Here is a 21,359-nt window from a genome sequence, read left to right as displayed (position 1 = left end):
TAAGCAGCCAGGCCCCGTCTTAGTACGGGGCTTTTTTTATGGCTAAAAATCACGCATACCGGGAAAGCGGCGGTTCCGGTCAGCCAGCGAAAAGCACCCGCCAGCGGCGGCGACGGCGAGTCATTTCGCGCCACAGCGCGATGATCTCATCATGTTGCAGGGCATCGATAGCCTGCGGGGTTAACACCGACAAACCATAGCGCTGGCGCAGGGCGGCCACTGCCGTGGCGCTGGCATCCCTCGGTGACCGGATCTGCGTCGCCAGCTGCCGTCGCAATAGGCTGAACCCGGATTCATCGCACGGCGTCAGCTCGCGCAAAAAGCGTTTACAGCAGCCCAGCAGTTCCACGGGAGAACGGTCAGGCGACTGTAGGGCCAGCAGCAGGCCATCGCGATCGGCAATACGCTGATAACGACAGCTGACCACGTAGCCAATTTGCTGTTCCACGCGCAGGCGCTGGAAAAATTGTGGTTCGCAGCATAGCGCCAGCAGCCGCAGCGCGGCGAGCGAAGCGCCCGGCGGCAGCGGAATAAACACCAGCAGCGCCGAGTCCGCGCTGGCGTGCGGGATACGTTCGATCCCGCACTGACAATCGCTAAACGGCGACCACTTAGCGTTAACCGGCGACCGGAGCAGGCCAAGCTGCCGGGCTATACCGTGCGCGTGTTCGGCGCTGCCGCCAGCTAACGCCGCCAGCCAGCCATCCCGTGGCGGTTCCGATGCCAGCCGTTCAGGCAATTGCTTCAGCAGCTGACGGATCGCAATGCCATCTGGCGCTGGCGTAACAGCCGGTATGGGGCGGGAGAGGCGATCGGCAATCGCCCTGATGATGGGTTCCGCCGTCACCACTGCGTCAGGCAGCCGCAGGGTTAGCTGCCAGCTACCCTCAACCGTTTGCCACTCGCCGCTGCCGCCGATATGGCGCAGTTCAGCCAGAAGAGGGCGTAATTGTTTACCTGTCGCCACCCCCTGTGACTCGCTTACACGCGAATAAAAAGGCCTGCGGAGGATCAGCGTCGGCGCTTGTGCCTGCACCGATAAATGCAGCAGCGGAACGGCTTCTGGCGTCAGGGCTGGCGCACAATATTGGGTAGCACGTGGGTAGAAGGAAAACGCGATGGGGCTTTCATCCGCAACCGGCTGGCGACGCCAGTGGCTAAGCGGCAGGGCAAATCCCTGGCTGGAAATTGTCCCGGCGGCTTCCATTTTTTTACAGGCCAGATATGAGGTGGGCGCCGCCAGTAAGTCGGCACAGAAGGCGGAAAAATCAACCGGCGCCGCGCCGGGCGCAAAACCAAACGCCCGCTGGCGAAGCTGGTCAAGGGGCAACAGGGCGCTAAAGCGTTGCTGTGCCAGCCGATAATAATGCCGCTGTTGCTCTTGGGTCGTTTGCTGTAGGGCCCGCAGCCAGCGCGTGATATGCGCGTCTATGGCCTCGGGCCGTTCGCCGTCAAGCGTTAGCGCCAGCCAGCCGTAATCGTCATCCTGATAAAGCCAGTCCAGCGATACCTCTTCTGCCAGCCCGCGCGCCCGCAGCCCGTCAATCAGGCTTCCGGGGGCCTCGTCCAGCAAGAATTCCCGAAGTAAAGTGACGTTGTCACTTTTTCGGATTAATGGACAGCGCCACAGCGCGGGTCGCTCCGTCACTGCCAGCTGATAATTTGCTTCAGCGCTAAGGCGTAACGGGGGTGCGGCTTCAGGCACGCCACCTGAAGCAAAACCTGTCGCAAACGTATGGGCAAGCTCGGTTAACGCATCCAGCGTTTGCGGTCCCTGTAGCCACAATTGCAGGTGTCCGGCCACATAATAGCGGCGATGAAAGTCGCGCAACGCGGCGTGCAGCGATCCCGTGACTTGCCCCAGAGAATCATGGCTACCCACCTGAAAACGGCGAAAAACCCCCGGTTGTTCCATCGCGTGGCGCGCCGCGGCTTCGCGCCGGGCGGCATCATGCTGCTGGATGAGCCTGTTTTCCGCATCAATGACCGCCACTTCGCGCTGGATGTCCTGCCGGGAAAGCAGCGGCGCCTGCACCATATCCCGCAGTCGTGCGACGCCGTCGGACAGGTTATCGGCGGCAACGTCGAAGAAAAACGCGCTATGGCGAGCCAGCGTGGTGGCGTTGACGCTGCCGCCCTGACGCTGGATCCAGGCCATGAGCCGATCGTCGCCCTGATAGCGCTCGCTACCGCGGAACAGCAGATGCTCAAGCAAATGCGCGAGGCCGGCGAAGCGCGGTGGCTCATGATGGCTTCCGGCGCTCACGCGCACCAGCGCCGCCGCGCGCGCCGCCTGCGGCTGATGAACCAGCGTTGCGCGTAAACCGCCCGCCAGCTCAACGATGCGGATGGTCATTGTCGCTACAGTTCCCGGGTTTTATAGATAAGCTGAGAGCGGGTTCGGTTGCGGAACTGAAGCTGACCAATTTTCATATCGCTACAGGCTGCTTCGCGTCGCGCGTCCAGAATTTTATGATGATGCGGCGATTTGCTGCACACCGGATCGGCGTTATCAGCATTCCCGGTAAGCATAAAGGCCTGGCAGCGGCAGCCGCCGAAGTCTTTCTCTTTTTCATCGCAGGAGCGGCACGGCTCCGGCATCCAGTCAAACCCGCGATAACGGTTGAAGCCGAAAGAGTCATACCAGATGGACTCCAGGCTCTGCTCAAGCACCGAGGGGAATTCCACCGGCAGCTGGCGCGCGCTGTGGCAGGGCAGCGCCGTGCCTTCCGGGGTTACGCTGAGGAAAATCGACCCCCAGCCGCCCATGCAGCCTTTTGGCCGCTCTTCGTAATAATCGGGCGTGACGAACAGCAGGTTGGTCAGATTGCCGCTGGCGGCCATTTTTTGCCGGTAGTCAGCGACCACGCGCTCAGCGCGGGCGATCTGTTCCCGCGTCGGCAGAAGCCCCTGACGGTTGAGGAACGCCCAACCGTAGAACTGGCAGGTGGCAAGTTCGACGTCATCGGCGTCCAGCTCGATGCACAGTTCGATGATCTTATCTATCTGATCGATATTGTGCCGGTGCAGGACGAAATTCAGCACCATCGGGTAATCGCGTGCTTTAACCGCTTTGGCCATCGCCAGCTTCTGCTGGAAGGCTTTCTTATTCCCCGCCAGCGCAGCGTTAAGCACTTCATCGCTGGCCTGGAAGCTAATCTGGATATGGTCCAGACCCGCCTCGCTGAACGCGTCGAGCTTGCTTTCCGTCAGGCCAATTCCCGAGGTGATCAGGTTGGTATAAAAACCGAGATCGCGGGCGGCACGAATCAGCTCCGGCAGGTCTTTACGCGTCAACGGTTCGCCGCCGGAAAAGCCTATCTGCACGCTGCCCATCGCCCGCGCCTGGCGGAAAACGTCGATCCACTGTTCTGTGGTGAGCTCCTGGTCCTGCCGGGCGAAGTCCAGCGGGTTAGAGCAGTAAGGACACTGTAGCGGACAGCGATAGGTCAGCTCCGCCAGCAGCCACAGCGGTGGATTGACGGCGGTTTTATTCTGGCTCACGGAAAATAATCCACTTCTGTTGATAAGCGATTTGCAGGAATTCAACGACGTCGTCATCCACGCCGCCGGCTTCCGGGAAGCGTTCGTTGAGTACGGCAATAATGGCTGCCGCATCGCGTTGGCCATCGACCAGTTCGAGGATGGCGGCCGCGGTGTCATTGAGTTTAGCCATGCCTTCCGGATAGAGGATCACATGGCTGTCCTGTGCGGCTTCCCATTGCAGGCGATAGCCGCGACGAAAGGCGACAATTGAGTTCTTTTGCATGCTTATACCAGTCGGGTTGTGTGCCAGGCCGCTTTGTCGGTGACCGTGTGATAAGGCGGACGCTGTAGCGCGTAGGCCATGGTCATCGCGTCGAGCATTGACCACAGGATATCGAGTTTAAACTGAAGGATCTCCAGCATCCTGTTCTGCTTTTCCGCGCTATCACAGTAACTCTTCGCCAGCTCCAGACCGTGTTCAACGTCGCGGCTGGCCTGGCTGAGGCGGCTGCGGAAATAGAAATAGCCTTCCTCTTTGATCCACGGATAGTGCTGTGGCCAGCTGTCGAGACGCGACTGATGAATTTGCGGGGCAAACAGCTCGGTTAGCGAGCTGCATGCCGCCTCCTGCCAGTTGGCGCGGCGGGCGAAGTTAACGTAAGCGTCGACGGCGAAACGGACGCCGGGCAGCACGTGGCGTTCGCTGATTAACTCATCGCGGCTAAGCCCCACGGCCTCGCCCAACTGGAGCCAGGCTTCGATACCGCCGTCATGACCGCTGCTACCATCGTGATCGAGGATCCGCTGCACCCATTTGCGACGCGTGTGCGGATCCGGGCAGTTCGCCATAATTGCCGCGTCCTTCAGCGGGATCGTCGTCTGATAGTAAAAACGGTTCGCCACCCAGCCCTGGATTTGCTCGCGGCTGGCCTCGCCGTTATGCATCGCAATATGGTACGGATGGTGAATATGATAAAAGGCGCCTTTCGCCCGAAGGGCGTGTTCAAACTCTTGCGGCGAGAGCGTTTCGCGAATGTGCATAGTTAGTCCTGAAGCGTGATGGTCATCCCGTCCCAGCTCACTTCTATTCCCTGCTGCGTGAGGGCGTGACGCTGCGGCGATTGCTCGTTAAGGATCGGGTTAGTGTTATTAATATGAATCAGAATCTTGCGCTTTGCCGGCAGTGAGGCCAGCAGCGCCATCATGCCGTGTTCATCGCCGAGCGCCAGATGGCCCATGTCGCGGCCGGTATTGCGCCCGACGCCGGCGGCCTGAAGCTCATCGTCCTGCCAGACGGTGCCGTCAATCAGCAGACAGTCCGCTTTTTTAAGCCACGGCAGAATGGCGTCATCGGGTTCACCGAGACCCGGCGCGTAGAACAGCGTCTGACCGTTGCGGCGGTTTTCGATAAACAGTGCCACGTTATGTCCCGGCAGCGGGCGGTCGCGCCACGGTGAATAGGGCGGTGCGTTACTGGCGATGGGGACAGCGGTAAACTGCAAATCAGGGCAGGCTTCCACGCTAAAGGCGGTGAGCGGGGCGATCGGATGATGAATCAGGCCGCCGTTCCAGTGCCGTAGCATGGTAAAAATCGGGAAACCGCTGGTAAGATCTTCATGCACCTCGGGCGTACACCATACCTGATGCGGGCAGCCCTCGCGCAGGCTGAGCAGCCCGGTGGTGTGGTCAATCTGGCTGTCGGTGAGAATAATGCCGCCAATATGCGTGCCGCGCAGAACCTCTTTCTTGTTCAGTTCTGGCGTGTGGGCAATCTGCTGGCTGATATCGGGCGAGGCGTTACACAGCACCCACTCTTTGCCGTTATCGCTGACGATGATCGACGATTGGGTGCGAGGGGTCGCCTGAAGAGTACCGTTGCGCAAACCCTGACAGTTGGCACAGTTACAGTTCCACTGTGGGAAACCGCCGCCGGCGGCGGAACCGAGGACTTTAATAAACATGAAGATAGGCCAGGTAGTAAAACGAAAATGCCCGCACGGATGGCGGGCTGAGTGATTAGCGGTTGGAGATGTACAGCGTCACTTCCAGGCCAAGACGTAAATCAATAAAAGCAGGTTTCTTCCACATCGTTTTTTCCTCTTTAAAAATACAGCACTCACGCCATCGTTTGTGCCAGTTTTGTGATGGTCATCAAATAATGCGCTACAGGGGGGCAAAGCTCAACCCAAAATATGTAAGGAATTAACGTAATGTTTACAACGCAACCTATTGTTGCCAAACATTTTGCAATACCCTTTGCCAGTTGCCCCACAGCAGTTTATTCAGCACAAATTGATCATAGCCGCTGTCGCGCAACGCGCTGATCAGCCGCGGTAAACCACTCACATCGTGCAAATCATCCGGCAACGTAATGCCGTCAAAATCGGAGCCGAGCGCGACGTGATCGTCACCCATGATGTTAATAAGATAGTCGATATGGCGAACGATTGTGCTCAGCGGAGTATCGCTATCGCGTTTACCGTCGGCACGCAAAAAGGCATTGCCGAAATTAACGCCCACCACGCCGCCGCTGTTGCGGATAGCCAGCAGCTGCCGATCGGTCAGATTGCGCGGTTGCGGGCACAGCACATGGGCGTTGGAATGGGTGGCGATAAGCGGTGAAGAGGAATGACGAGCGGTATCCCAGAACGCTTTTTCATTCATATGCGAGACGTCAATCACCATGTTCAGGGCGTTAGCCTGCCTGATGAGGGCGATCCCCTCCGCGGTGAGTCCTGGGCCGCTGTCCGGGCTGCCGGGAAACGCCCCGTTAACGCCGGTGCCGAAACGGTTAGCAATGTTCCAGAAAGGCCCAATGCTGCGTACGCCTGCGGCATAAAAGGCCTGTAGATCGTCTCCCTCGCCATCAAAACCGCCCGCGCCCTCAATATGCGCCACCATTGCCAGCACCTTATCCTGACGGCAGCGTTCGATATCCGCCGCGCTCAGGCACAACCGCGCCCGGCCTGCGGAGTGGGCGATAAGCTGCTTAAGGATCGTCAACTGCTGCCAGAGAATGTCGACCGGCTCCCACGGCTCGCTGGCGTATTGCGGCGCCATGCGGGCGATATACGCCTGCGGCGGCACGAACAGTGCGAACAGCCCGCCGGAAAATCCGCCTTGCTGCATGCGGGGATAATCGAGATGTCCGTTCTCAATACCGGAAAAGAAGGCCGTTACCGGATCCTGGCGATGGTGAAGCCATAAGTTAAGCAACAGGTCATTGTGACCATCAAAAATCGCCATAGCGCATCCCACTGTCTTGTATTGCCGAAAAAGTTGCCTGGCACGATAACCGATTTGTCCGGTCCGGCAAGGAGAAATTTACAACTTAGCAGCAATTGTTAATATCACTTAACGGTATGGCGAACGGCACATCGTCTTGCGTGTCGAGGCAAAAGCATTTCCCGTTTCAGCTGCCATTACCCTGCATACGTTCCCTGAGTTATACTCCGCCACGTAGAGTAATGCGTGGCAGGTAACGAAATATGCGCGAGAGCATTAATATACTTTTCATGGTTCTGTCTTTTGCGGCGCTGATTATGCTGATGCGCTTTTTCGTCAGGCGTATCCGGCATCCAACGCGTATTGTTGCCGACGGCCGGGGAATGAAAAAAATCTCTACCCATCCTTTCTGGTTTGGCGGATCGTCAGCTAAAACCTATTTTTTTGATGAGCAGTATTTATACGAGGTCAGAAAGAGCGGCACCCATAAAATTGAACTGGCGGCTATCGTAAAAATTAAGCCGGGCTCGATAGTGGTGAATAACAGGCGGATCTGGTCTGTGAGCTATCTTGAGGGAACCGGTGAAAAGCAGGTGCAGTTTTATAATAATCTGACGGTGTTTAATCAAAACTTCGCTGCGTTTTTAGAGGCAGTAAAACGCGTGAATCCTGAAGCGGATATTAAGGCCGTCTCATTATTCAACCTGTGACTTGAATAGATCACCGACTGCCCATACGGCAGGTATGGGCAGTAAAATCGTCGATATTAATTCTTCTTGTTCATCATCGCCTTGAGATCGGCAAAAGGGTTAAACGTGGCGACACCCACGTCTTTTTGCGCATCCTCACCCGCGACAACGGTGGTGCCATACTGGTCCGCTTCGGTGTACTTTGAGTGTTCGTGGTCGTGGCAAAACAGGCACAACAGCTCCCAGTTACTGCCGTCTTCCGGGTTATTGGTGTGATCGTGATCGATATGGTGAACCGTGAGTTCACGAAGATTCGAATAGACAAACTCTCGCGAGCAGCGTCCGCAGACCCACGGGTAAATTTTCAGCGCTTTTTCACGGTAGCCGCTTTCCAGCCGTGCGTAGTTTTTGGGGATCAGAGCCATTACTGTTGTTACCTGTTAAAAATAATATAGCGTCAATATATCCCATAAGAGAACGGAAGGGGAACGCGTCTCTTCGTCAAAGCGTAAATGTTCCCTCAAGCGTAATAACACATTCACCACCGACCCGAACCACAGCCTTTCCTGACGATGCATCGTAGTCCGAAAACAACATGCTTTTCCGCCCCATATCAACGCCCTGGCTGATCTTCAGTGAAAGCGTGGTTTGATTATGATGCAGGGCCAGCAACGCCGTAGTTGCTGCGGTTGCACTGCCGGTTGCCGGATCTTCCGTCATTCGTGGAGTAAACATACGTGCCTGAAGATCGGAGGACTCATCTGAAGCCCTGTCTGAAGTATACGTATAGACAGAGACTGCGCCGTCAAGGGGCAGAATCGCGCGGAAACCTTGTAAATTGGGCACACATCGACGAAGCGCATCGCGGGAGACCAGCTCTACGATCAAAAAGGGCAGACCCACCGAGGCAACAACAGGATTATGCACGTCCCTGCGTATATCGTCCGGGCTTAAGGAAAGGCAGGCAGCAACCTGCTCTGCGCTGACTTCAGAGTGGCAGGAAAGCGCTTCAGGAACTAACAGCTCAGCTCCCGTCACCGTGTCGTTCTGTTTTAACAGCCGCACCGGCACCATCCCCGCGATTTCTTCGAAGCGCAAGGTGTCGGGTAATGTCTGCCCGTTTTCTATGGCGTGATGCGCCAGCACAAAGGCGGTTCCGATGTTAGGGTGCCCGGCGAAAGGTATTTCGCGCGAGGGGGTGAATATCCGCACACGTGCCGTACTGGAGAGATTTTCTGGCGGCAGCACAAATGTCGTTTCGCTGTAGCCAAATTCAACGGCAACCTGCTGCATCTGTTTACTGCTCATACCCTCAGCATCAAGGACAACGGCGACCGGGTTACCGAGAAACGGCGTATTCGTAAAAACATCTGCAACGACATAGCGTCTTTTCATTATTTGTTCTGCCTGGCGGGAAATGGCTTACAGTAATAGCGCTAAATCAGACAGATAACCAGTGTAGAATAGATTGAAACTTGATGGCTTCTGTCAGTTTATTTGAAGCATTCCGTTAAATAATCACCATTTATTCTCATCCGCGAATGCGTAGAGTAGGGGTAACGCAATGCTTTGTCAGGATACCTCACTATGAAAAAGATTGGATTTTTGTCGTTTGGTCACTGGACGCCGTCTTCTCAGTCCGGCACGCAGACCGCGGCTGACGCGCTGCTACAGTCCATCGATCTGGCGGTCGCCGCTGAAGAGCTGGGCGCGGACGGCGCTTATTTCCGCGTGCACCATTTTGCCCGCCAGCTCAGTTCGCCGTTCCCCTTGCTGGCTGCGATAGGCGCAAAAACCAAACGTATCGAAATCGGTACGGGCGTGATCGACATGCGGTACGAGAATCCGCTGTATATGGCGGAAGATGCTGGCGCGGCAGATCTCATCTCCGGCGGGCGATTACAGCTGGGTATCAGCCGGGGCTCTCCGGAGCAGGTGATTGATGGCTGGCGTTATTTTGGTTACGTGCCGCAGGAAGGGGAAAACGAATCTGATATGGCGCGCCGCCACACCGAAGTACTGCTTGATGTATTACGCGGTGAAGGGTTTGCGAAGCCTAACCCACAGCCGATGTTCCCCAACCCGCCGGGATTGTTGCGTCTGGAGCCGCATTCAGAAGGCTTACGCGATCGTATCTGGTGGGGCGCTGGCTCCAATGCAACGGCAGTATGGGCGGCAAAACTGGGGATGAACCTGCAAAGCTCAACACTAAAAGACGATGAAACCGGCGAGCCGTTTCATATTCAGCAGGCAAAACAGATCCGTGCCTACCGACAGGCCTGGGCAGAGGCTGGGCATACTCGCCAGCCGCGCGTTTCGGTCAGCCGCAGTATTTTTGCCCTGATGGACGATCGCGACCGGATGTATTTCGGTTCAGGCCGCAACGAGAGCGACAGCGTTGGCTATCTGGATGAGAAAACGCGGGCAATTTTCGGACGCAGTTACGCCGCAGAGCCAGACAAGCTGATTGAACAGCTCAAAAAGGATGAAGCGATCGCTGAAGCGGATACGCTATTGCTTACCGTGCCGAATCAGCTGGGCGTGGCATACAACGCGCATGTCATCGAGTCCATACTGAAACATGTCGCACCGGAAATGGGATGGCGCGATCGTAATGCGTAATCTGACCCTCTGGTATCGCCGGTTTGGTGAGCCTGAATCGGTACTGCAACCGGAAACCGCGCCTTTGTCGCCGCGCCAGCCGGGAGAGATACGTGTGCGCATGCTTTTTTCGCCCGTGAACGCCTCCGATCTTATCCCCATAACCGGGGCGTATCGCCATCGCACGGCGCTGCCTGCGATAGCCGGTTATGAAGGGGTCGGGATAGTAACCGAAACGCCCGCCGCTTACCCGGCGCTGCTGGGCAAGCGGGTGCTGCCGTTACGCGGTAAGGGGACGTGGCAGCGTTATGTCGATTGCCCGGCAGGGTACGTGGTTCCTGTTCCGGACGACGTCGACTCGCTTCTTGCCGCGCGGGCGTATATCAATCCGCTCGCTGCACAGATGATGCTGGACCGCTATCCTCCGGCCGGGAAAACGGTGCTGCTCACCGCCGCCGGTTCTGACTGTGCCGTTCTGCTCGGGCAATGGGCACGTCAGGCGGGTGCAGAGGCGGTTTATGGGATCCACCGCTCGCCCGTTCACGCTCAACGTTTGGCCGAATTAGGGATCGTCCCCATTGCGCAACATGATATGGCCGCAGTCAACGCTGCCGCCGCGTGCGCAGACGTGGTGTACGACGCCACGGGCGGCAGCCTGGCGGAGACAATCCTGAGCGTGATGCCTGAAAGCGGCACGTTTGTCTGCTACGGGCTGCTCTCCGGTCAGACGTTCCGCCAGCAGCGGGCGCTGCCGCGCGTGGCGTGGTTTCACATTCGTAACTACCTGGACGCGCTCAGCGCGGAGGCGTGGCAGGCGGAGTTTCAGCGCATCTGGCCGAAATTGCGGGCCAGCCAGTGCAGCGATGTCACCCTTTACCCTCTGTCGGAATGGCAGCGGGCATTGGGCAACTATCGCGAAGCGGGTAGAACGCGCAAGCCCGTGCTGTCGATGAAGGATTAATCGGCCTTATGGCTCATGTCGCTCAGCAGTACAGCGATACTTTGTCCACCGGCGGTCTGCTCCAGGCCAATTTTCACAATAATCGTCAGCGGAACGGAGAGCAGCATGCCGACAGGCCCGAGCAGCCAGCCCCAGAAGATCAGGGACAGGAACACAACGAGGGTTGAAAGCCCCAGCCCGCGTCCCATTATGCGTGGCTCAAGAATGTTCCCGAAGACAAGGTTAATCACCAAATAGCCTGCCAGCAGAATCAGCGCATCATATAAACCGCTGAAAACCAGCACCTGAAGGATAGGGGGGATCGCCGCCAGCACGGAGCCGATGTTAGGAATGTAGTTAAGGGCAAAGGCCAGCAGCCCCCAGACAAAGGCGAAACGCACGTCCAGCGCGGCGAGCATCCCCCAGACCACGAATCCCGTCACCAGACTGATAGCCGTTTTCAGAACCAGATAGCGTGAAACGCTGTCGAGCGCGCGCTGAATGGCGCCCATTCCTTCCACCGGACGCACCATGATGTGCTGTAGCTTTGCAGGCAGTTGAGGGACTTCCAGCAGCATAAATACGACCGTCAGGAACAGCAGGAAAATGGAGGTCATGGCGTTGGAAAGCTGTGCCAGCAGGCTGGTGACAATCGTCATGGCAGCATTCGGATCGATGTATTTAAGCAACTCCTCAACCGAAACTTCGATGCCGGCGCGTTGCAGCCAGGGTTCAATTTGCAGCAGCGGGGTCGCCAGGGAAGAACGGTATGTCGGTAGGGTTCGCGCCAGCTCGTTCAGGGACGTTCCCAGATAGGCAACTAACAGCACCATCGCAACGATAATAATACTGATAAGCAGGCTGATCGCCAGCACGCGCGGTATGCGCATCCGCACCATCCGCTGCACCAGCGGGTTGAGGATCACCGCGATAAAAAGCGCCAGGATAAAGGGCACGATGATATCGGCCGCAAAACGAACGCCGGTCAAAATGATCACCAGCATGCCCAGCATGATGACTATCTTAAGCCCGTTGAGGGTGATAATGGGTTTGGCCATGGACGTTCCTGAAAAGTTTTTTATTTATAATAGAGGGGAAAGCGGATTAAAAAAACTAACCAAAATCAAACAGACTGGGTAAAGAAATGAAAAGGCTTTGAGTAAAGTCCTGGCTTATGATACAAATCAGGCGTGTTCAACTACTGAGGACAATTTTCATCCGCAAAGACGAGAAGCAACACCGCGGATAATTGTAATTTTATGGACAATTTGTTCAGGACGTATTTTTCAAACAACACTGCTCTGTTTTCAACCTCCCTCTGCATGCTTTCCGGTGAACAACACTGGCGCTCCGCGCTATAGTCACGTCTTCTGCCTGAGCTGGCGCTATGCGCTTAGCTAATTGATTTAATTCCCAATTTTTTGGTTTGCTGTCCGCAGCGAGCCTCGATGGATTATATTCTCAAGCAGGAGAAAAACATGTTTTACTGGATTTTATTAGCGCTGGCTATCGTAGCTGAAATTACCGGCACCCTGTCGATGAAATGGGCGAGCGTGAGTGACGGCAACACCGGATTTATTTTGATGCTGGTCATGATTACGCTTTCCTATATTTTCCTCTCCTTCGCGGTTAAAAAAATCGCGCTGGGCGTGGCATATGCCTTGTGGGAAGGTATTGGTATTTTATTGATCACGCTGTTCAGCGTCATGATATTTGATGAAACCCTGACGACAATGAAAATTGCCGGGCTGACGACCCTGGTGGCAGGTATCGTGCTGATTAAATCGGGTACGCGCAAGCCGGCAAAACAGCAGAAGGAGCAGACCCATGCAGCAGTTTGAATGGATCCACGCGGCCTGGCTGGGTTTCGCGATCGTTTTAGAAATTATTGCGAACGTCTTTCTGAAGTTCTCCGACGGTTTTCGTCGTAAAGCCTACGGCCTGCTTTCGATTGCCGCGGTGCTGGGGGCGTTTAGCGCCCTGTCACAGGCGGTAAAAGGCATCGATCTATCCGTGGCCTATGCGCTGTGGGGCGGCTTCGGGATTGCCGCCACCCTGGCGGCAGGCTGGATTATGTTCGGGCAGCGTTTAAACAATAAAGGCTGGATAGGGCTGGTATTACTGCTCGCCGGCATGATCATGATTAAACTGGCCTGAGTAACCTACTGCTGCGCCAGGGCTTCCAGCCTGTCGCGAAAACCGGTCACCGCCAACGCCCGGTTGTCGGCGCGCCAGCGGTCTTTCGCCGCTGGCGCAGAACTCTGAACGCCAATCAGCTGCCAGCCGTTAGCGGTTTTCAACATCAGGGGCGATCCGCTATCACCCGGTAGCGTATCGCACTGATGCGAAAGCACGCTGTTTTGCGCCCAGCCCGTCACCACGCAGTCCGTATGGGTATACAGCGAATCGAGGTGATCAACAGGGTAGCCTGACTGCGTTACTTTGCGGTCGGCGGCCTTCAGGGCGGCGGTGAGCGCGTCTTTGTCGCCATCAAAAAGCGGTAGGGGAGCGATCCCGGACGGCGGATAACGCAAAACGATCAGACCGAAATCCCAGGATGCCGCCCCGGGCGGCACAATCCAGCCATCGCCATCCGGTTTTAAGCGTTTACCGAGCGACGGATCCACCCGCCCCTCAATACCATGGATTTCGTAGCGCCATATTCCTTTTTGCGACACAAAGCGCAGGGCGATCGCTTTATCCGGTTTGCCCTCGGGCGGCATTAACAGGCAATGACCTGCCGTCAGCGCAAGGCGTGGCGTAATGAGCGTTGCGGTACATAAATTGCCGCTGGCGGTTTCCAGTTGCCCGATGGCATCCCAGGGCGCTTCGGTAGGATCGGTGACACGCGTACGATCGTCATGACCAAAAAACAGCGTCTTTACCTCTTTGGCGCTAATGGCGACATCGTCACCATCATCCGCATGTGAAAAGCCAGCAAAAAGGCTAAACGTTCCCAGTAACAACACAACAGATTTACGCATATCACACTCTGGTGGGGGTAATTATGATTATTAAAAGTGAACCCTATGAAAATACTATAGACGCGACAGCGAGAAAGTGGGAGTAAAATCAGCGTGCTACATTCAGGAAAGATAAAAGTGGCTGGCGATGAGCGCGCACAAGATTAGCAGGATAAGAATGAACTCAAACCGATAGCGCCGCAGCATACGCCCTTCGGATAAAAAAACGGCGCTGACCTCAAACCCGTTCAGCGCCGGTTTACCAACGTGCCCCGAGGGGCACGGTTAAGCTTGTACTCTTACGCTGCTGGCTGTGCAGCAGGTTTAGCCGCTTCGTGTTTTGCCGCTTTTTTGTGATGCTTTTTAGCCGCCTGTGCTTTCTGTTCTACCGCGGGTTTTGCCGCTTTTTTGTGGTGCTTTTTAGCCGCCTGCGCTTTCTGTTCTGCCGCAGGTTTAGCCGCTTTGTGATGTTTTTTATGGTGAACCGTTTTGGCCGGAGCCGAAGTGGTCGCCGCAGGCGCTGCGGTGGCGGTAGTTTCAGCCGCGAATGCAGCAGAAGACAGACCCATAGCAGCCGCAACAACCAGAGCTAATACTTTTTTCATTTTCATACCCTCGAATTTGGTTTTTCATTTAACCCCACTGCGGGGCCGTTGAAAGAACTATATCCCTGTAAATTCGGGGTTTCCGTGAGTGATTGGTATCGGCGTGTAACCGTATGTACAACGCCGGGGCGTCACCCCGGCGCGTTCGGTTACAGGTAGCGGGAAGTCAGGTGTTCGCGGAAGTAACGGATGTTCAAATCCTCACCCGTAGCCTGAGTGATTAACTGCGACGTGCTGAAGCGGCTGCCGTGCTGCCAGATGTTCTGACGCAGCCAGTCAAACAGCGCCGAGAAATCGCCTCCGGCAATGGATGCCTGCAACCCGGGCAGTGCAGTTTTGGCGGCATGGAAGAGCTGTGCTGCGTACATTGCCCCCAGCGTGTAAGACGGGAAGTAGCCAAAACCGCCGTCGGTCCAGTGGATATCCTGCATACAGCCGTTGCGATAATTATCCTTGGTGGATAGCCCAAGCCAGGCCTGCATTTTCTCATCCCACAGGGCGGGAATATCGTCGACTTCGATTTCGCCGTTGATCAGCGCGCGCTCGATCTCATAGCGCAGCACCACGTGCGCCGGGTAGCTCACTTCATCCGCATCCACGCGAATGTATCCCGGTTTCACGCGCTGGTTCCAGGCAATGAAATTCTCTTCACTGAACGCCGCCTGACTGCCGAAACGGGCATGGACCGCCGGAAGCAGATGCTTGAGGAATGCCTCGCTGCGGCCCAGCTGCATCTCAAAGAACAGACTCTGGGATTCGTGGATCGCCGTAGAGCGCGCCAGCGCAACGGGCTGCCTGGCCCACGCTTGGGGAAGGTTTTGCTCGTAGCGGGCATGTCCGGTTTCGTGGATCACGCCGAAAAGTGCGCTGAGCAACTCGTCTTCATCGTAACGCGTGGTGATACGCACATCTTCCGGCACGCCGCCGCAGAACGGGTGGGCGCTAACGTCCAGACGACCGCCGTTAAAATCGAAGCCAAGCATTTTCATCGCTTCCAGGCCCAACTCGCGCTGCGTGGCGGTCGGGAAGGGACCCTGTGGCGGAACGAACGATCGCTGTACCTGTTTTTCCACAACCTTTGCCAGCAGATCCGGCAGCCACGACTTCATATCGCCAAACAGCACATCCAGGCGTGCGCTGGTCATGTCGGGTTCAAAAATATCCAGCAGCGCGTCGTAAGGCGTGCAGCCTTTGGCCTCGGCGCGCAGGCGAGCTTCTTCACGACTGAGCTTCACCACCTCTTTCAGGTTGGCTGAAAAGCCGTGCCAGTCGTTGGCCGGACGCTGAGTGCGCCAGGCGTGTTCACACTTGCTGCCCGCCAGCGATTTTGCCTCAACCAGCGATTCCGGCAGTAAGGTGGCCTGCTGGTAGTGGCGCGTCATTTCACGCAGGTTGGCCTGCTCGACGTCGTTCAGATCTTCTTCAGCCGCCGCATCCAGCCATTCACCCACTTTTTTATCGGTCAGGATCTGATGTTGCAGGACGCTCATCTCCGCCAGAGCTTCACCGCGCGCGGCGCTGCCGCCGGGCGGCATCATGGTAAACATGTCCCAGCTGGCGATAGAGGAGAGATGAGAGAAGCGAGAGAGACGCTGGAAGGTGCGGGTGAGTTGTTGATAAGAAACGTTTTTCTGCATAATTATAGTTCTCGTTCTGTTGGAGGTGTTCAGGGGAGTGTAACGCGAATCAGGGAGGAACCGTGCACTTTTGATAACAGGGGCGTGAAGCCCCTGTTAATTCAGTCGTAGAGCCATTTTCCTGCTTTTGCAGATTCAGCAAACATTCTTACGGTTAACGGAATGCGGGTTGATTCCACCTCTTCCCGCTTCAGCTTAAACCAGCGTTTCAATAATGGGGTGTTCTGCCAGGGAAAATAACGAGACCATTTAACAGCAGATAAATCCACGTTAAATTCTTTCTCGTACCGGTTTAACGCGTCGTGAAGGTCATCGCCTGGTGAGTCGAATAAATCAGAATCGAGTTCCAGCGGAACCTCTTCCCACTGGTCATCTAGATAGCCGGGGATTTCTTCCCGAAACATAGATAATACATCATCGATTATGGTCATTAGAAAGATGTCCATTGTATGCGGTCTTTGGGTCGGGCAATCAAATTGTATTTTTCTTGCGTCCGCGTTGAAATTCTATGCAGCGTCAGCGCAAGTGAAGCCCATCCTAACCAAGGAACATAACGACCAATTACCGCTGCGAGTTTGTTAGTTCTTTGCATCCTGACGCCAACGGGAGTAGGGACTTTTATCCCAAAGGGGATACGCGCATCTCGTAATATTATCCGGGCATATTTTGAAACAACGCTTGTTCCCAGTGTTGCACCTACAGGTTTGGCTCGGGTGCCGAGCCAGGGTTGGCCCGAAAGGATTGCAGCTCCCGATACTGCGTCTATTCCGAGTTCCATACAGAACTCCTCCAGAAATATGATCTCAAGTAACTCGCCCGGAGTGACGTTTGAATGGCCTCTATAAAAGTAGGTGCCGTTAACTTCTTCGATTGTATCCATATCGATCCCAGTTACGCTGACGCCCGCTCATTCCATGCGTCAGAGAAAATAATATTTCCATCGTTATGCTTCCATGTGATTTTCTCGTAGCGCAATTCAACCGTTTCGAGGTGGTTGTTATTGTTGTCGCCCGGCGCGGCCATGGCAGGTGATACCGAAACAATTCGCACGGCCTCCAGAAGAATATTGAAATACTCCGCTTCCAGGCCAGCATCATTAATCTTATAGAACTTGAGTTCGGCTTTTTGCAGAGCCTGACCAGTGGCGACTGCCTTATAGAGATAGGGTGATGAGTAATCAAATTCCTTAACAATCATCATTGGGGAGTGGATGCGCTTACCCGTGGGTTTGCCTGTCAGATTATCGGTCGGCGTGGAAAGATTATGATGAAAACCCTTAAATTCAATGCTGTACTCCCTCTGCTGCACGTCGAATCCGCCTTTGATCAGTGCACCACCGTCATCGTACAACCACATGTTGCCTGGAATAGCCATGTAAAACCCCTCTTTTTATAGAATGGAGTCAATGAGCTTACAGAGAGAGGGAAGGTTGATAAATACACGAAACGATATTAAGTCGTTGATTTTGCTTAATTTTAAATTAAGCAATACTAACGTCATAAATGAGCCCCGCACAATTACGTTCATGCGGGGATAGCGTTAACCTATTTCAGACGTTGATGCAGACTTCCGCCTACCAGCAGCGCCGCGCACAGTATCAGGGCGATAAACCCGCCCACGCCGTTCCAGCCGTAATGATGCCAGAACACGCCGCCGAGGGTCCCTGCGAGGCTGGAACCCAGGTAATAGCTAAACAGATACAGCGACGATGCCTGACCTTTGGCGCGGCGCGCGCGCGGGCCAATCCAGCTGCTGGCAACGGAGTGCGCGGCAAAGAAGCCGGCAGAGAAGAGCAGCATTCCGGCAAAAATCAGCCACAGGGAGGAGAACAGCGTCATCAGCAGCCCGAACAGCATCACGGCGGTAGAAACCAGCATCACCGGCCCGCGGCCAAAGCGAGCGGTCATGGCGCCGGCTTTTGGTGAACTCCACGTCCCGGTGAGATACGCCACAGAGAGCAAACCCACCAATGCCTGGCTGAGATGCCACGGCGAGAGCATCAGCCGGTAGCCAATATAGTTAAACAGCGTGACGAATGACCCCATCAGCAGGAATCCCATCAGAAACAGTCGCGGCAAACCTTTGTCGCGCCAGTGCAGATGGAAGTTGATAAACAGCGTCTTCGGACGCAGGGAGGTCGGGCGGAAATGGCGCGATTCCGGCAAAATTTTCCAGAACATCAGCGCCGAGGCGAGCGCGAAGCAGCCGATAACGGCCAGCGCAATGCGCCAGCTAAAGAAATCCGTAAACACACCGCTCAGCAGGCGTCCACTCATCCCGCCGATAGAGTTCCCGCTAATATACAGCCCCATTGAGAAGGCCACGAAACTCGGGTGGATCTCTTCGCTGAGATAGGTCATCCCAACCGCCGCCACGCCGCTGAGAGAGAGCCCAATCAGCGCGCGCATGACCAGAATACCGTGCCAGCTGGTCATCATGGTAGAAAGCAAGGTACACACGGAGGCCAGCATTAACGCCGTTACCATGACCTGCTTACGTCCGATAGCATCCGAAAGTGGACCGGTAAACAGCAGACCAATCGCCAGCATCCCGGTAGAAATGGAAAGGGAAATACTGCTGCTGGCTGGCGACACGCCAAATTCATGCGACAGAACCGGCAAAATCGGCTGAACGCAGTAGAGCAGGGCAAAGGTAGCGAGACCCGCTGAGAAGAGCGCCAGCGTGACGCGCATGAACTGGGGGGTACCACGCTTAATAAACTGAACCGGCTGCGGTGCTGCGGGTAAATCATCAATGTCGCTGGCCGGCGCGATATCAATAGTCGTTGTACGGCTCACACATAATCCTTGCTTAAACATCCCCGTGGTTTCTGGTGACGGGTAAGACCACAAGATCAGAGTAGGAAAATGTAAATATTCTGTCTAATATATTAATAATCTCAAATGATACTTTAAAAATATGAATATTGAGCTGCGTCACCTCCGCTATTTTGTCGCCGTCGCCGAAGAGCTGCATTTTGGCCGCGCGGCGGCAAGGCTGAATATCTCTCAGCCACCGCTAAGCCAGCAGATCCAGATCCTGGAACAGCAGGTGGGGGCGCGTCTGCTGGCGCGAACCAACCGTAGCGTGAGCCTGACGGCAGCGGGAAAACAGTTTCTCACCGATAGCCGACAGATCCTGAGCATGGTGGAAGACGCCGCCGCCAGAGCCGAACGGCTTTATCTCGGTGAGACGGGGGAGCTGCGCATCGGGTTTACCTCCTCGGCCCCTTTTATCAGTGCTGTTTCACAAACGCTCTCATCGTTTCGCCGTCACTTTCCGGATGTGCATATTCAGACGCGTGAAATAAATACCCGGGAGCAAATCGCGCCGCTGAACGAAGGATCGCTCGACCTGGGGCTGATGCGTAACACGCAGTTGCCTGATACCCTGGCGTGGCAGGTGATCCTGCGAGAGCCGCTGATGGCGATGATCCCCAGCGACCATCCTCTCGCCGCCCGGCCTGGCGTCACGTTGGCTGAACTGGCGAAAGAGCCGTTTGTCTTTTTTGACCCCCAGGTGGGAACCGGGCTGTACGACGACATTCTGGGTTTGATGCGGCGATATGGCCTTGTCCCGACTATCGCGCAGGAGGTGGGGGAAGCCATGACGATCATTGGGCTCGTTGCCGCAGGGCTTGGCGTGTCGATTCTCCCGGCCTCGTTTAAACGGGTGCAGCTGCCGGAGATGCGCTGGGTGAAGATTGTCGAGCAGGATGCGGTCTCGGAGATGTGGCTGGTGTGGTCTAAACATCATGAACAGAGCCATGCGGCACAGCGTTTCAAAGCACAATTACTTACCGCGTCTCACGGGCAATATTTATAAGGAAAAGTGGGCAAAAATGTGCAGTAAATCACATGGCTAAGTAAAAATTTGACGTCAGCCATTGAAGTGCTTCACCATAGCCCTCAGTTTATTTCGAAGCTCGAAAATAAGGGAGTACGAGGTGGTTGCTGATAGTCAGCCAGGGCATATCGATCAGATCAAGCAGACCAACGCGGGCGCCGTTTATCGCCTGATTGATCAGCTTGGTCCGGTTTCGCGTATCGATCTTTCGCGCCTGGCACAACTGGCACCCGCCAGTATTACCAAGATTGTCCGCGAAATGCTGGAAGCCCATCTGGTTCAGGAGACGGAAATTCAGGAGCCGGGCAGCCGTGGTCGTCCGGCGGTAGGGCTGGTGGTGGAAACGGAAGCCTGGCACTACCTGTCGATGCGCATCAGCCGAGGGGAAATCTTCCTCGCACTGCGCGACCTCAGCAGCAAGATGGTGGTGGAAGATCGGCTGGACCTTCCGCTTGATGCAGAGCAACCTCTTCTTAATGCCATTCTGTCTCATATCGACCAATTCTTTATTCGCCACCAGCAGCGTCTTGAACGCTTAACGGCAATTGCGATTACCCTGCCGGGAATTATTGATACCGAAAATGGCATTGTGCACCGCATGCCCTTTTACGAGAACGTGAAAGAGATGCCGCTGGGTGAAGTGCTGGAAAGCCATACTGGTGTGCCGGTCTACATTCAGCATGATATCAGCGCCTGGACGATGGCGGAGGCGCTGTTTGGCGCCTCGCGCGGCGCGCGCGACGTCATTCAGGTTGTGATTGATCACAACGTTGGCGCGGGGGTGATCACCGACGGGCGTCTTTTACACGCCGGCAGCAGTAGCCTGGTGGAGATCGGCCATACGCAGGTCGATCCGTACGGAAAACGCTGCTATTGTGGTAACCATGGCTGTCTGGAGACGATTGCCAGCGTGGAAAGCGTGCTGGAGCTGGCGCAGGTGCGGCTCAGCCAGTCGATGAGCTCCACGCTGCATGGACAGCCGCTGAGCGTCGATGCACTGTGCACTGCGGCAAGGCAGGGCGATCTGCTGGCGAAGGACATCATTACCGGCGTAGGCAATAATGTCGGGCGCATCCTGGCGATTATGGTGAACCTGTTCAATCCGCAAAAAATACTCATTGGCTCCCCCCTCAGCCAGGCGGCGGATATTCTCTTCCCGGCGATTTCCGCCTGTATCAACCAGCAGTCGCTCCCCGCATACAGCAAAAATATCGTGGTCGAAAGTACGCAATTTTCCAACCAGGGCACGATGGCCGGTGCCGCACTGGTTAAAGATGCCATGTACAACGGCTCATTACTGATTCGTTTGCTTCAGGGCTAACTCTTTTCCAGAGATGTACGAAAAATTGCGCTATCTCAAGCCGGGT

25 protein-coding genes and 1 pseudogene are annotated in these 21,359 nt (G+C 55.6%); 8 read left to right on the top strand and 18 right to left on the bottom strand.

The features are described 5' to 3' along the window. Positions 1 to 79: 79 nt before the first annotated feature. The 7 genes from pqqF to A3466_RS16550 all read right to left on the bottom strand — a co-directional run bounded on the left by pqqF (position 80) and on the right by A3466_RS16550 (position 6,732). Positions 80 to 2,356 (bottom strand): pyrroloquinoline quinone biosynthesis protein PqqF, encoded by a 2,277-nt coding sequence (gene pqqF, locus A3466_RS16575; protein ID WP_063451498.1) that lies wholly within the window; start codon positions 2,354 to 2,356, stop codon positions 80 to 82. Positions 2,357 to 2,361: 5 nt separating this feature from the next. Further along, positions 2,362 to 3,504 carry a pyrroloquinoline quinone biosynthesis protein PqqE gene (gene pqqE / locus A3466_RS16570; protein WP_063451497.1) on the bottom strand — a complete coding sequence of 381 codons (1,143 nt, stop codon included), beginning with the start codon at positions 3,502 to 3,504 and terminating at the stop codon, positions 2,362 to 2,364. Further along, the gene (pqqD, locus tag A3466_RS16565) at positions 3,491 to 3,769 is read right to left on the bottom strand and encodes a pyrroloquinoline quinone biosynthesis peptide chaperone PqqD (RefSeq protein WP_063451496.1); all 279 of its coding nucleotides are present in this window, start codon (positions 3,767 to 3,769) and stop codon (positions 3,491 to 3,493) included. Before pqqD ends, pqqE begins: the two co-directional genes overlap by 14 nt. 2 nt (positions 3,770 to 3,771) lie before the next feature. Beyond that, positions 3,772 to 4,527: a pyrroloquinoline-quinone synthase PqqC gene (gene pqqC, locus A3466_RS16560; protein WP_063451495.1), complete on the bottom strand. Its 756-nt coding sequence runs from the start codon at positions 4,525 to 4,527 to the stop codon at positions 3,772 to 3,774. Positions 4,528 to 4,529: 2 nt separating this feature from the next. After that, entirely contained in the window at positions 4,530 to 5,447 is a 918-nt protein-coding gene (gene pqqB, locus A3466_RS16555; protein WP_063451494.1) for a pyrroloquinoline quinone biosynthesis protein PqqB, read from the bottom strand. Positions 5,448 to 5,502: 55 nt separating this feature from the next. After that, positions 5,503 to 5,574 (bottom strand): pyrroloquinoline quinone precursor peptide PqqA, encoded by a 72-nt coding sequence (gene pqqA / locus A3466_RS22510; protein ID WP_002905689.1) that lies wholly within the window; start codon positions 5,572 to 5,574, stop codon positions 5,503 to 5,505. Between the two features lie 138 nt (positions 5,575 to 5,712). Further along, a complete protein-coding gene (locus tag A3466_RS16550; RefSeq protein ID WP_063451493.1) occupies positions 5,713 to 6,732 on the bottom strand; it encodes a dipeptidase in 1,020 nt (339 codons plus the stop codon). A gap of 242 nt (positions 6,733 to 6,974) precedes the next feature. On the opposite strand from A3466_RS16550, the gene A3466_RS16545 reads away from it, so the two are divergent. Beyond that, positions 6,975 to 7,421 carry a hypothetical protein gene (locus A3466_RS16545; protein ID WP_063451492.1) on the top strand — a complete coding sequence of 149 codons (447 nt, stop codon included), beginning with the start codon at positions 6,975 to 6,977 and terminating at the stop codon, positions 7,419 to 7,421. A 56-nt stretch (positions 7,422 to 7,477) separates the two neighbouring features. Here the strand turns inward: A3466_RS16545 and yajD are convergent, their stop codons facing one another. After that, positions 7,478 to 7,825 carry an HNH nuclease YajD gene (gene yajD, locus A3466_RS16540; RefSeq protein ID WP_063451491.1) on the bottom strand — a complete coding sequence of 116 codons (348 nt, stop codon included), beginning with the start codon at positions 7,823 to 7,825 and terminating at the stop codon, positions 7,478 to 7,480. A 76-nt stretch (positions 7,826 to 7,901) separates the two neighbouring features. Then, positions 7,902 to 8,795, bottom strand: coding sequence for a PhzF family phenazine biosynthesis protein (locus A3466_RS16535; protein ID WP_063451490.1), 894 nt, complete (start codon positions 8,793 to 8,795; stop codon positions 7,902 to 7,904). Positions 8,796 to 8,987: 192 nt separating this feature from the next. On the opposite strand from A3466_RS16535, the gene A3466_RS16530 reads away from it, so the two are divergent. Together A3466_RS16530 and A3466_RS16525 are read left to right on the top strand one after the other, a co-directional pair. Continuing rightward, a complete protein-coding gene (locus A3466_RS16530; RefSeq protein ID WP_063451489.1) occupies positions 8,988 to 10,022 on the top strand; it encodes an LLM class flavin-dependent oxidoreductase in 1,035 nt (344 codons plus the stop codon). Beyond that, positions 10,015 to 10,962, top strand: coding sequence for a zinc-dependent alcohol dehydrogenase family protein (locus tag A3466_RS16525; RefSeq protein ID WP_063451488.1), 948 nt, complete (start codon positions 10,015 to 10,017; stop codon positions 10,960 to 10,962). Before A3466_RS16530 ends, A3466_RS16525 begins: the two co-directional genes overlap by 8 nt. Here A3466_RS16525 and A3466_RS16520 read toward each other — a convergent pair. Further along, a complete protein-coding gene (locus A3466_RS16520) occupies positions 10,959 to 11,999 on the bottom strand; it encodes an AI-2E family transporter (protein ID WP_063451487.1) in 1,041 nt (346 codons plus the stop codon). The two genes, A3466_RS16525 and A3466_RS16520, sit on opposite strands and share 4 nt — an antisense overlap. Before the next feature lie 132 nt (positions 12,000 to 12,131). Here A3466_RS16520 and A3466_RS23915 point away from each other — a divergent pair. The 3 genes and pseudogenes from A3466_RS23915 (at position 12,132) to mdtI (ending at position 13,098) form a co-directional block, all read left to right on the top strand. Continuing rightward, positions 12,132 to 12,302 (top strand): annotated as a pseudogene (locus A3466_RS23915) (hypothetical protein). A gap of 117 nt (positions 12,303 to 12,419) precedes the next feature. Continuing rightward, positions 12,420 to 12,782, top strand: a complete 363-nt coding sequence (gene mdtJ, locus A3466_RS16515) for a multidrug/spermidine efflux SMR transporter subunit MdtJ (protein WP_063451486.1) — start codon at positions 12,420 to 12,422, stop codon at positions 12,780 to 12,782. Beyond that, positions 12,769 to 13,098 carry a multidrug/spermidine efflux SMR transporter subunit MdtI gene (gene mdtI / locus A3466_RS16510; protein ID WP_063451485.1) on the top strand — a complete coding sequence of 110 codons (330 nt, stop codon included), beginning with the start codon at positions 12,769 to 12,771 and terminating at the stop codon, positions 13,096 to 13,098. Before mdtJ ends, mdtI begins: the two co-directional genes overlap by 14 nt. A 5-nt stretch (positions 13,099 to 13,103) precedes the next feature. Here the strand turns inward: mdtI and A3466_RS16505 are convergent, their stop codons facing one another. The 8 genes from A3466_RS16505 to A3466_RS16475 all read right to left on the bottom strand — a co-directional run bounded on the left by A3466_RS16505 (position 13,104) and on the right by A3466_RS16475 (position 18,944). Then, positions 13,104 to 13,925, bottom strand: coding sequence for a trypsin-like serine peptidase (locus A3466_RS16505; RefSeq protein ID WP_063451484.1), 822 nt, complete (start codon positions 13,923 to 13,925; stop codon positions 13,104 to 13,106). Positions 13,926 to 14,027: 102 nt separating this feature from the next. Further along, complete coding sequence (locus tag A3466_RS23910; protein WP_057979992.1) at positions 14,028 to 14,111, bottom strand: hypothetical protein; 84 nt, start codon at positions 14,109 to 14,111, stop codon at positions 14,028 to 14,030. Between the two features lie 92 nt (positions 14,112 to 14,203). Beyond that, entirely contained in the window at positions 14,204 to 14,509 is a 306-nt protein-coding gene (gene asr / locus A3466_RS16500; protein WP_063451542.1) for an acid resistance repetitive basic protein Asr, read from the bottom strand. A gap of 149 nt (positions 14,510 to 14,658) precedes the next feature. Continuing rightward, the gene (locus A3466_RS16495) at positions 14,659 to 16,146 is read right to left on the bottom strand and encodes a carboxypeptidase M32 (protein WP_063451483.1); all 1,488 of its coding nucleotides are present in this window, start codon (positions 16,144 to 16,146) and stop codon (positions 14,659 to 14,661) included. Positions 16,147 to 16,247: 101 nt separating this feature from the next. Beyond that, positions 16,248 to 16,592, bottom strand: coding sequence for a DUF1493 family protein (locus tag A3466_RS16490; RefSeq protein WP_063451482.1), 345 nt, complete (start codon positions 16,590 to 16,592; stop codon positions 16,248 to 16,250). Continuing rightward, positions 16,577 to 17,026: an STM2901 family protein gene (locus tag A3466_RS16485; RefSeq protein ID WP_063451481.1), complete on the bottom strand. Its 450-nt coding sequence runs from the start codon at positions 17,024 to 17,026 to the stop codon at positions 16,577 to 16,579. The genes A3466_RS16490 and A3466_RS16485 overlap by 16 nt, the downstream gene beginning before the upstream one ends. 11 nt (positions 17,027 to 17,037) lie before the next feature. Continuing rightward, on the bottom strand, positions 17,038 to 17,520 hold the full coding sequence (locus A3466_RS16480) for an Hcp family type VI secretion system effector (RefSeq protein ID WP_063451480.1): 483 nt from the start codon (positions 17,518 to 17,520) through the stop codon (positions 17,038 to 17,040). 170 nt (positions 17,521 to 17,690) lie between these two features. Further along, on the bottom strand, positions 17,691 to 18,944 hold the full coding sequence (locus A3466_RS16475; RefSeq protein ID WP_063451479.1) for an MFS transporter: 1,254 nt from the start codon (positions 18,942 to 18,944) through the stop codon (positions 17,691 to 17,693). Between the two features lie 121 nt (positions 18,945 to 19,065). On the opposite strand from A3466_RS16475, the gene A3466_RS16470 reads away from it, so the two are divergent. Together A3466_RS16470 and mlc are read left to right on the top strand one after the other, a co-directional pair. Next, complete coding sequence (locus A3466_RS16470) at positions 19,066 to 19,971, top strand: LysR family transcriptional regulator (RefSeq protein ID WP_063451478.1); 906 nt, start codon at positions 19,066 to 19,068, stop codon at positions 19,969 to 19,971. A gap of 121 nt (positions 19,972 to 20,092) precedes the next feature. Continuing rightward, positions 20,093 to 21,313 carry a sugar metabolism global transcriptional regulator Mlc gene (gene mlc, locus A3466_RS16465; protein WP_063451477.1) on the top strand — a complete coding sequence of 407 codons (1,221 nt, stop codon included), beginning with the start codon at positions 20,093 to 20,095 and terminating at the stop codon, positions 21,311 to 21,313. The last annotated feature ends 46 nt before the right edge of the window (positions 21,314 to 21,359 follow it).

It is taken from the genome of Enterobacter genomosp. S, assembly GCF_001631805.1.
GTDB classification, from domain to species: domain Bacteria; phylum Pseudomonadota; class Gammaproteobacteria; order Enterobacterales; family Enterobacteriaceae; genus Enterobacter; species Enterobacter quasihormaechei.
This window is presented reverse-complemented; position numbering and strand designations above follow the sequence as displayed.

What these genes read in the sequence shown, in the direction of transcription:
- pqqF (WP_063451498.1), bottom strand. Translation starts at nt 2,356, where the DNA reads ATGACCATCCGCATCGTTGAGCTGGCGGGCGGTTTACGCGCAACGCTG.
- pqqD (WP_063451496.1), bottom strand. Translation starts at nt 3,769, where the DNA reads ATGCAAAAGAACTCAATTGTCGCCTTTCGTCGCGGCTATCGCCTGCAA.
- pqqC (WP_063451495.1), bottom strand. Translation starts at nt 4,527, where the DNA reads ATGCACATTCGCGAAACGCTCTCGCCGCAAGAGTTTGAACACGCCCTT.
- pqqB (WP_063451494.1), bottom strand. Translation starts at nt 5,447, where the DNA reads ATGTTTATTAAAGTCCTCGGTTCCGCCGCCGGCGGCGGTTTCCCACAG.
- A3466_RS16550 (WP_063451493.1), bottom strand. Translation starts at nt 6,732, where the DNA reads ATGGCGATTTTTGATGGTCACAATGACCTGTTGCTTAACTTATGGCTT.
- A3466_RS16545 (WP_063451492.1), top strand. Translation starts at nt 6,975, where the DNA reads ATGCGCGAGAGCATTAATATACTTTTCATGGTTCTGTCTTTTGCGGCG.
- yajD (WP_063451491.1), bottom strand. Translation starts at nt 7,825, where the DNA reads ATGGCTCTGATCCCCAAAAACTACGCACGGCTGGAAAGCGGCTACCGT.
- A3466_RS16535 (WP_063451490.1), bottom strand. Translation starts at nt 8,795, where the DNA reads ATGAAAAGACGCTATGTCGTTGCAGATGTTTTTACGAATACGCCGTTT.
- A3466_RS16530 (WP_063451489.1), top strand. Translation starts at nt 8,988, where the DNA reads ATGAAAAAGATTGGATTTTTGTCGTTTGGTCACTGGACGCCGTCTTCT.
- A3466_RS16525 (WP_063451488.1), top strand. Translation starts at nt 10,015, where the DNA reads ATGCGTAATCTGACCCTCTGGTATCGCCGGTTTGGTGAGCCTGAATCG.
- A3466_RS16520 (WP_063451487.1), bottom strand. Translation starts at nt 11,999, where the DNA reads ATGGCCAAACCCATTATCACCCTCAACGGGCTTAAGATAGTCATCATG.
- mdtJ (WP_063451486.1), top strand. Translation starts at nt 12,420, where the DNA reads ATGTTTTACTGGATTTTATTAGCGCTGGCTATCGTAGCTGAAATTACC.
- mdtI (WP_063451485.1), top strand. Translation starts at nt 12,769, where the DNA reads ATGCAGCAGTTTGAATGGATCCACGCGGCCTGGCTGGGTTTCGCGATC.
- A3466_RS16505 (WP_063451484.1), bottom strand. Translation starts at nt 13,925, where the DNA reads ATGCGTAAATCTGTTGTGTTGTTACTGGGAACGTTTAGCCTTTTTGCT.
- A3466_RS23910 (WP_057979992.1), bottom strand. Translation starts at nt 14,111, where the DNA reads ATGCTGCGGCGCTATCGGTTTGAGTTCATTCTTATCCTGCTAATCTTG.
- asr (WP_063451542.1), bottom strand. Translation starts at nt 14,509, where the DNA reads ATGAAAAAAGTATTAGCTCTGGTTGTTGCGGCTGCTATGGGTCTGTCT.
- A3466_RS16495 (WP_063451483.1), bottom strand. Translation starts at nt 16,146, where the DNA reads ATGCAGAAAAACGTTTCTTATCAACAACTCACCCGCACCTTCCAGCGT.
- A3466_RS16490 (WP_063451482.1), bottom strand. Translation starts at nt 16,592, where the DNA reads ATGGACATCTTTCTAATGACCATAATCGATGATGTATTATCTATGTTT.
- A3466_RS16485 (WP_063451481.1), bottom strand. Translation starts at nt 17,026, where the DNA reads ATGGATACAATCGAAGAAGTTAACGGCACCTACTTTTATAGAGGCCAT.
- A3466_RS16480 (WP_063451480.1), bottom strand. Translation starts at nt 17,520, where the DNA reads ATGGCTATTCCAGGCAACATGTGGTTGTACGATGACGGTGGTGCACTG.
- A3466_RS16470 (WP_063451478.1), top strand. Translation starts at nt 19,066, where the DNA reads ATGAATATTGAGCTGCGTCACCTCCGCTATTTTGTCGCCGTCGCCGAA.